The 8,225-nt window shown below is 34.9% G+C and carries 7 protein-coding genes; 5 read left to right on the top strand and 2 right to left on the bottom strand.

Going from position 1 to position 8,225, the window contains the following annotated elements; translation table 11 throughout:
* Positions 1–110: 110 nt before the first annotated feature.
* Complete coding sequence (locus H5T45_04115; protein MBC7128900.1) at positions 111–620, bottom strand: DUF996 domain-containing protein; 510 nt, start codon at positions 618–620, stop codon at positions 111–113.
* Positions 621–698: 78 nt separating this feature from the next.
* Here H5T45_04115 and pgk point away from each other — a divergent pair, with 78 nt between their 5' ends.
* Both pgk and H5T45_04105 read left to right on the top strand, forming a co-directional pair.
* Positions 699–1,775: a phosphoglycerate kinase gene (gene pgk / locus H5T45_04110; GenBank protein MBC7128899.1), complete on the top strand. Its 1,077-nt coding sequence runs from the start codon at positions 699–701 to the stop codon at positions 1,773–1,775.
* A 15-nt stretch (positions 1,776–1,790) separates the two neighbouring features.
* Positions 1,791–2,846, top strand: coding sequence for a hypothetical protein (locus H5T45_04105; protein ID MBC7128898.1), 1,056 nt, complete (start codon positions 1,791–1,793; stop codon positions 2,844–2,846).
* On the opposite strand, the gene H5T45_04100 is transcribed toward H5T45_04105, so the two are convergent.
* Positions 2,843–3,139 carry a hypothetical protein gene (locus tag H5T45_04100; protein ID MBC7128897.1) on the bottom strand — a complete coding sequence of 99 codons (297 nt, stop codon included), beginning with the start codon at positions 3,137–3,139 and terminating at the stop codon, positions 2,843–2,845. The genes H5T45_04105 and H5T45_04100 overlap by 4 nt on opposite strands.
* A 93-nt stretch (positions 3,140–3,232) precedes the next feature.
* On the opposite strand from H5T45_04100, the gene H5T45_04095 reads away from it, so the two are divergent.
* Genes H5T45_04095 through H5T45_04085 form a run of 3 tightly spaced genes read left to right on the top strand, consistent with a single transcriptional unit; the run spans position 3,233 to position 8,224 of the window.
* Positions 3,233–5,839, top strand: coding sequence for a DEAD/DEAH box helicase (locus H5T45_04095; protein ID MBC7128896.1), 2,607 nt, complete (start codon positions 3,233–3,235; stop codon positions 5,837–5,839).
* Positions 5,840–5,874: 35 nt separating this feature from the next.
* Entirely contained in the window at positions 5,875–7,932 is a 2,058-nt protein-coding gene (locus H5T45_04090) for a minichromosome maintenance protein MCM (protein ID MBC7128895.1), read from the top strand.
* Positions 7,925–8,224 (top strand): DUF424 family protein, encoded by a 300-nt coding sequence (locus tag H5T45_04085; GenBank protein MBC7128894.1) that lies wholly within the window; start codon positions 7,925–7,927, stop codon positions 8,222–8,224. Before H5T45_04090 ends, H5T45_04085 begins: the two co-directional genes overlap by 8 nt.
* The last annotated feature ends 1 nt before the right edge of the window (position 8,225 follow it).

The following is an 8,225-nucleotide window of genomic DNA, read 5'->3' as shown; positions in this document are numbered from 1 at the left end:
CTTAACATCAAAATCACTAAATTTTTTGTTATATTTCTTCCAATAACCTTCTTTCTTCATTTTCCCATCCCCTTTAATAGTAATCTAATTTGGGTACATTAATTTTTTGATTAATCGACAACCCCTATAAATCCGATAAATATAATAAGGGTTATCGCCCCTATAAAATATAGCATTCCTGTTGTTCTGAATAAATCAACCTTGCTATACTCAGCTATCCTGTTATAACTTTTTCTGAGATAAATTGAAGCAAGAATCATAAGAATCCATGCAACAATTAATGCAACAATAATTCCAGCAAGGAATTTCATAATTCCTTCAGTTGCCCCATGACTTGCTTCCTCAGCCATTTCTTGGAAAAATTTTGTAAAATTTAATATATTTCCACCAATTGATACAACGATTAAAGATACAGCAGCGATTACCGCCACTAAAGAAAATATGAAATACATCAGATAATTTCTGAATATACTATCTTCCTTTGCTTCTTCCGCAACATATTTTACAGCTATAAAAAGCATTATCAGCCCTACAATAGTAAGAACTCCAAAAAAGCTACCTATTAGTGTTAGTATTGCCCCAATGCCCCCCAAAATTTTTGCATTTCCTAATTTACTCATTTTACTCCCTTCTATTAATCTTTTTTCTTTATAAAAATTTTTCGCGATAAAAAATAAATAATTTATAGATATATTCATATGCTACCAAAAATGAAGGATTTTGATTTTTCTGAAAAAAGTGTTATCCTCAGGCTTGATCTAAATTCTCCTCTCGACCCAAAAACACTCAAAATAATTGATAAATGGAGAATAGAAAAAGCAATTCCCACAATACTTGAACTAAAAGAAAAAAAGGCAAAGCAGATAATAATTGCTCATCAGGGAAGACCTGGAGAATGGGATTTTACGGACTTAAAAGAGCATGCAAATGAAATTGAAAAAATAATTAAAGAAAATGTGAATTTTGTTGATGATATATATGGAGAGAAAGCAATAGATGAAATAAAAAAAATGAAGAAAGGAGATATAATCCTTCTGGACAATGTGAGAAAAATCAAGGAAGAGATGGATAAAAAAACACCGGAGGAGCATGCAAAATCAGAGTTCATTAGAAAACTCTCCCCCCTTGCGGATGCTTTTGTTAATGATGCTTTTGCCTCCGCCCATCGCTCTCATTGCTCGCTTGTTGGCTTTATTCCAGTGCTTCCGTCCTTTGCCGGGTTGCTGATGGAAAAAGAGGTGGAGATGATCGGAAAGATGCTGAATTTTGCCGAGAGACCAAGAGTTTTTGTTTTTGGTGGAAATAAGGAAGACAAGATAGAGATGATTAAGAGTTTAATTGATAGGAAAATTGCAGATAAAGTAATTATTGGGGGAGCTTTGGGAAATGCATTTTTAAAAGATGTTTCACTGAGGAAAATTGCAGAGGGCAAAATAGTTTATCCTGTTGATAGTGTTGAAGACAGGGACATAGGGGAGAAAACAATAGATATATTTGAAGAAGAAATAAGCAGGGCTAATAGTATTTTTTTAGGCGGACCAATGGGGGTGTTTGAGGAGGAAAAATACAGGAAAGGCACAGAAAAAATCTTTAAAGCGATAGCGAATTCGGGCGCCTTTACGCTGGCGGGCGGGGGGCATACTGTGGCAGCGATACGGATGCTGGGCTTGGAGAACAAATTTTCTTATGTTTCCACTGGTGGGGGGGCGATGGAAAGATTTCTTATGGGGAAAGATTTGCCAGTGATAGAGGCTCTGATAAAATTTAAAAGGTGAATTGAATTTCCCTTTATGAATATTGTTCATGTGGTTGGAACAGGCACAATAGGGGAGCCATTAATTGGTTTGTTATGTGATTTGAAAAATGAGCTTGGTATAGATGAAGTAACATTCTACAAACATAATGCTGTTTTAACAGATAGACCAAAAATAAATGGATTGTTAAGAAGGGGAGGAATTCTTGCAGCGAATAAAGAAAAAATTAAGGAATTTCGAGAAATGGGGATTGAGCCAACATATACTGATGAAGAAGCTATTGCAAGAGCAACTGTTGTAATTGATTGCTCACCAAAAGGATGGGGTTTAAAAAATAAGGAGAAATATTATAAAAAATATGAAAACAAGATAAAGGCATTTCTTGCACAGGGCTCGGAATTTGGCTTTGGAAAACCATATGCATATGGGATAAATGATGAAGCAATTAGGGATGATAAATATATACATATTGTAAGTTGCAATACTCACAACATTGCTGTGGCTATAAAATGTGTCGCTTTTGATGAAAATAAAAATAATTTTTTATCTGGAAGATTTGTATGCATAAGGAGAGCAAGTGATATATCTCAGGAAGAAGATTTTATACCAGCCCCTTCGGTAAGCGAACATAAAGATGAGAAATTTGGAACACATCATGCAAGGGATGTTTGGTATTTATTTAACACTATCGGCTACAATTTAGATGTTTTTTCTTCCGCTTTAAAAATAAATACTCAATATATGCATGCTATATGGTTTGATATAAAGTTGAGTAAAAAGACGAATGAAGAAGAAATAAAAAGAAAATTCATTGACAACCCAAGAGTTGCTGTTACCCATAAAAAATTATCAAATCTTGTTTTTTCATTTGGAAGGGACCATGGTCATTATGGAAGAATATTAAATCAAACAGTATTGGTTTTACCTACTATAAAGGTAAAGGATGGAAACGAGGTATTTGGTTTCTGTTTTACTCCTCAGGATGGAAACTCATTGCTCAGCAGTGTTTCAGCGACAATGCATGCAATTTACCCAGATGAATATATGGATAAAATAAAGGTTCTTGACCCTTACCTATTTAATGAGGTTTAACCAAAAATAAATCCCATGCCCGCACTTGCGCTCTCTTCGTCTTCAACAAATTTTTTATTTATTTCTTCCTTTCTTTCTCCTTCTATCTTCTTTACCTTGTCTTTCAATATTTCCTCCGCCCTCTTTATTGCTTCCTCGCTTCCCTCTATCTTGATAAAAATTGAGTTCCCTTCTATACCAAGAGATTTTGCATCTCTTTTCCATATGCTCTGTCTGCTTACAATATCATCTTTTGCCAACTCATCAAATATTTTTTCATTTTCCTTAGTTACTTCAAATATTTCATAGCCCATAAGGATAAATATTTTTGATATTTAGAATTTTTGGGAAGGCTTTATTTTAAAAATTTATCTCAAATTATATAAATAAATTATGTTCTAATTATTGTGCTCGATGAAAAGATAATTGAAGGAATGAAAGAACTTGGATTCAAAAAATTGACATTACCCCAGATAAGAGCAATTCCTGAGATACTAAAAGGTAGAGATTGTCTTATAATAGCTCCAACTGGCTTGGGGAAAACAGAAGCAGCTTTGCTTCCTGTATTTCATTTATTAACAAAAGAACAAAGAGAAGGAATAAGCATTATTTATATCACCCCATTGAGAGCTCTTAATCGAGATTTGCTGAAAAGAACAATTTTATGGAGTAAAAAGCTGGGAATAAAGATAGCTGTTCGCCATGGAGATACCACTCCCAGCGAGAGAAGATTACAGAGAATAAAGCCACCAGATATGCTTATTACAACTCCGGAAACCTTTCAAATTCTTCTTATAAGTAAAAAACTCAGGGAAAAACTAAAAAATGTTAGATGGGTAATAATAGATGAAGTGCATGAACTAATTGATGAAAGGGGGGCGCAACTCGCCGTCGCCCTTGAAAGATTGAAAGAGATAGCCAATGATTTTCAAAGAATTGCAATTTCTGCAACAGTTGGAAATCCTGAGGAAATTGCAAAAATTTTTTGTGGTGAAGAATGTGAGATAATAAATGCAACCGAGGAAAAGAAAATTGAGATAAATGTTGAGATGCCCGAAATAAATTTTCTTGAAAAGAATTTCACCCCTCTTCTGAAAAGAATCAAAGAGGAGATAGAATCTCATAAAGCAACCCTTTTATTTGTAAATACACGCGATACCGCAGAAATGCTAACATCAATGCTTCGTGAAATAGGAGCAAATATAGAAATACACCATGGTTCTCTCTCAAAAGAAGCAAGAATAGAAGCTGAGGAAAAATTCAAGAATGGTGAGATAAAATCGCTTGTATGCACTTCCTCGCTTGAACTTGGTATAGATATAGGGCATGCAGACTTTGTAATACAATATAATTCACCCCGCCAAGTAACAAGAATTTTGCAGAGAGTTGGAAGAAGTGGTCATGGCGTTGGAAGAATTTCGAGGGGAAAAATTATTGCAACAAATAGTGAGGAATATGAAGAGGCAATTGTAATTTCAAAAAGAGCAATTGAAAATAGAATAGAGAAAATAAAGATAAGGAAAAATCCTCTAATAGTTTTAGCAAACCAAATAATAGCAATGACTGTGGAGTATGGAATTATATCTGAAGAAAAGGCTTACGAAATAATAAAGAGAGCATATCCATTCAAAGAATTAGGTAAGGAATTATTTGTGGATGTTTTAAATCAATTAGCAAGGCAGGGTATAATAGTATATAGAGAAGGTTATTTAAAGAGAAGAAAAAAATCCCTATTTTATTTTCTCGACAATATATCAATGATTCCAGATGAAAAAAGTTATGATGTTATAGATGCTTCTTCACACAAGAGGATTGGAAAACTTGATGAAAGCTTTGTGAGTAATTATTGTTGCATTGGCTTCAGATTTATAATGAAGGGAAGGGCATGGGAAGTGGTAAATATAGAAAAAGATATTTATGTAACACCATCTTCAAAAACAGATATAGTTCCAGACTGGACTGGCGAGGAGATACCTGTCCCTTTTGAAATAGCAATGGAGGTAGGAAAGTTGCGCAGGCTTGCGGAGGATGGCGTTATAAAAGATAAAATTGTTGAGGAAGAAATTGAGAGACAAAAAAGTAATGGTTTTTTTGTGCCAAATGATAGAATAATAACAGTAGAAAAAGAAGGAAGTGAGATTTATATAAATACGCATTTTGGAACAAAAGTCAATGAAACTTTAAGCAAGATAATTGGTGCATTAATATCCCAGAAGAGAGGGGAATTTGTAACAACAGGGAGCAATGCATATCGAATATATTTTAAAAATTGCAGAATGAGTGGGGAAGAAATAAAGGAAATTATTTTAAAAATTCCTCCACAAAGCATTGAATCTTTTGTTAGAATAATTTTAAAAAATAGCTCATTTATAAAATGGGAAATAGTAAAGGTTGCGAGAAAATTCGGATTAATTGAAAAAGATGCAAGTTATGATAAAATTTTCATTGAAAAATTAATTGATATTTTCGATAGAACTCCTTTTATGAAAGAGGTGATAGATAAAACAATATGGGACAGGATGGATATAGAAAACACTGAAAAAGCCCTTGAAATGATAAGAAATGGGGAGATAAAAATAGTTATTCAGGATTTGTCACCAATAACAATGAATAGCGAGATAGCGAGGAAGGGATTTATAAAACCATTTGTTGATAAATTAACACTTGAAGCACTGAAGAAAAGACTTGAAGAAACAAGGATAAAAATTTTTTGTCTTAATTGCTCAAATTATTTTGAAACAAGAGTTTATCGCTGCCCAGCAATTTGCCCAAAATGCTCGTCAAAAATGATTGCGGTTGTAAAAAAAGATTTAAAAGATAAAAAATCTCTGGTTAAGAATGCATCACTTGTTGCGGAATATGGAAAAAAAGCAATTCTTGTAATGGCTGGCTATGGAATTGGGGCGGATACAGCAAGCAGAATACTCGCAATGCAGAAAGATGGAGATGAATTGCTTAAAGAAATTTTGAAGGCAGAAATTACTTATGCTAGGACAAAAAGATTCTGGGCATAAACATTTATAAGCATAATTGTTTTAATTTTGTGGCTATAACAAACTTAGAAAGTTTAATCGAGAAATGGGAAAGGTTTTTTTATGATTACTATAAAGAAGAAATAGAAGAAGCATCTCTTCACTATCCAGATAAGAAAAGCTTGATACTTGATTATTGGAAAATTGATAAATACGAGCCTGAACTCGCTGAATATTTACTTGAAAATCCTTACAGAAGCATTTATTGTGCGGAAGAATCTCTCAGAAGAATTGATATAATAGGGGAGGCAAAACTTCATTTCAGAGTAAAAAATCTTCCCGAAACAAAAAAAATAGAAATAAGAAATTTAAGGGCACAGCATCTTGGAAAATTTATATCTGTTGATGGACTTGTTAAAAAAGTTACTGAAGTTAGACCAAAACTTGAAGATGCTGTTTTTCAATGCCAGAAATGTGGGGCAATAATAAAGGTTCCACAGGAGGAAAATATTGTTATTGAGCCATTAGAATGCTATAAAGACCAGGGAGGATGTGGAAGGAAATCATCTTTTAAGCTTTTAACCGAGAAATCCCGCTTTATAGATGCCCAGAAAATAGAGCTTCAGGAAAGCCCTGAGGGACTTAGAGGGGGAGCTCAACCGATGAGGCTTGTTGTATATCTTGATGATGATTTAGTGGGGCAGATTGTGCCTGGTGACAGGATAAGTGTGAATGGTATTTTAAGGGTGCAGGCGAGGAGAAGCGGGAGGATAAAATTTTCAGAATTTAACAGAGTAATGGATGCAAACAGTATTGAAATAAAGGAGCAAGCATTTGAGGAAATTCAGATAAGTGAGGAAGATGAGAAACGCATAATAGAAGTGAGTAAAGATCCATTGCTTGTACAAAAAATAGTCGCATCTATCGCCCCCACAATCTACAGTTTGGAGATTGAAAAGGAGGCACTTGCTCTACAACTTTTTGGAGGTGTGCCAAAGATAATGCCCGACGGTACGAGAATAAGAGGAGATATACATGTCCTGCTTGTTGGTGATCCTGGTACTGCAAAAAGCCAGCTGTTGCGCTATATTTCCGAACTTGCACCCCGTAGCATATATACTTCTGGAAAGTCAAGCAGTGCAGCAGGGCTAACCGCGAGTGCTGTAAAAAGCGATGAATTTGGTGAAGGAAACTGGACACTGGAAGCGGGTGCTCTTGTTTTGGCTGACCTTGGAATTGCTTGTGTTGATGAACTTGATAAGATGTCTCCAAAAGATAGAGAGGCCTTGCATCAGGCAATGGAACAGCAGGAAATAAGTGTTGCAAAGGCGGGTATAAATGCAACATTAAAAGCGAGGTGTGCTTTACTGGGAGCGGCTAATCCAAAACTTGGAAGATTTGATGAGGCAATTCCTGTTGCGGATCAAATAAACATTCCTCCAACCCTCCTTTCAAGATTTGATTTAATTTTTCCTTTAACTGATAAACCAGATAGAACAAGAGACGAGGAAATGGCAACCCATATATTAGAAGCGCACAAATATGGAGAGAGATTGCAAAAAGAGAAAAATCTGGAAATAGAGAAAATGAAGCCATTTTTTGAGCCGGAGTTTCTGCGAAAATATGTTGCATATGCAAAAAGAAATGTATTTCCAGAAATGACTGTTGAGGCAATGGAAAAAATTAAAAAATACTATGTAGAAATGAGGGGAAAATCCAGAGAAGTAATTCCCTTCACTCCCCGCCAGCTTGAGGCTTTTATAAGAATTGCGGAGGCGTCTGCCAGGATGCGCCTCTCAAATGTTGTAACTGAGGAGGATGCGGAAAGAGCAATAAGAATTGTGGAATATTTCCTAACAAAGGTGGGGCTTGAAGAAGAGTTTGAAATGTTTAATATCGATAGAATTGAGACAGGCATATCGAAAGGCCAGAAAGATAAAATGGTCATTCTTACGGATTTAATAAGGGATATATGCAGGGAAAGTGGCTCAGCCGCAAGTGTTGAAGAAATAGTTTTTAGGGCAAGTGAATATGGGATGAATAGAGAAACTGTTGAAAATTTGATTGCAAAAATGAGGAGGGAGGGAATAATATATGAGCCAAAAAATGGAAGATACAGGATCACAAATGAATAGTATTTCTATGAAAATATATAAAGTAGGAAATGATGTGCTTCTTGCTGCATGCGATGCCGAACTTTTGGGAAAAACCCTTAGAAATAATGAGATAGAATTCAGGGTTTCGGAAAGATTTTATAAGGATATTCTTGGAGATGAAGAGCTATTAAAGAAAAATTTAAGCCTGGCAACAATAGGAAATCTTTTAGGAGAGAAATGTGTAAAATGTGCAATTGAGATGGGTCTTGTTGAGCCCGAAAATGTTATAAGGATTGATGAAATTCCCCATGCTCAATTTGTGATAATTTAAT

It is taken from the genome of Thermoplasmatales archaeon (assembly GCA_014361245.1).
Lineage (GTDB): Archaea > Thermoplasmatota > E2 > UBA202 > JdFR-43 > JACIWB01.
This window is presented reverse-complemented; position numbering and strand designations above follow the sequence as displayed.

Coding starts and splice junctions, on each gene's coding strand:
- H5T45_04115 (MBC7128900.1), bottom strand. CDS start 620: ATGAGTAAATTAGGAAATGCAAAAATTTTGGGGGGCATTGGGGCAATA.
- H5T45_04100 (MBC7128897.1), bottom strand. CDS start 3,139: ATGGGCTATGAAATATTTGAAGTAACTAAGGAAAATGAAAAAATATTT.
- pgk (MBC7128899.1), top strand. CDS start 699: ATGCTACCAAAAATGAAGGATTTTGATTTTTCTGAAAAAAGTGTTATC.
- H5T45_04105 (MBC7128898.1), top strand. CDS start 1,791: ATGAATATTGTTCATGTGGTTGGAACAGGCACAATAGGGGAGCCATTA.
- H5T45_04085 (MBC7128894.1), top strand. CDS start 7,925: ATGAATAGTATTTCTATGAAAATATATAAAGTAGGAAATGATGTGCTT.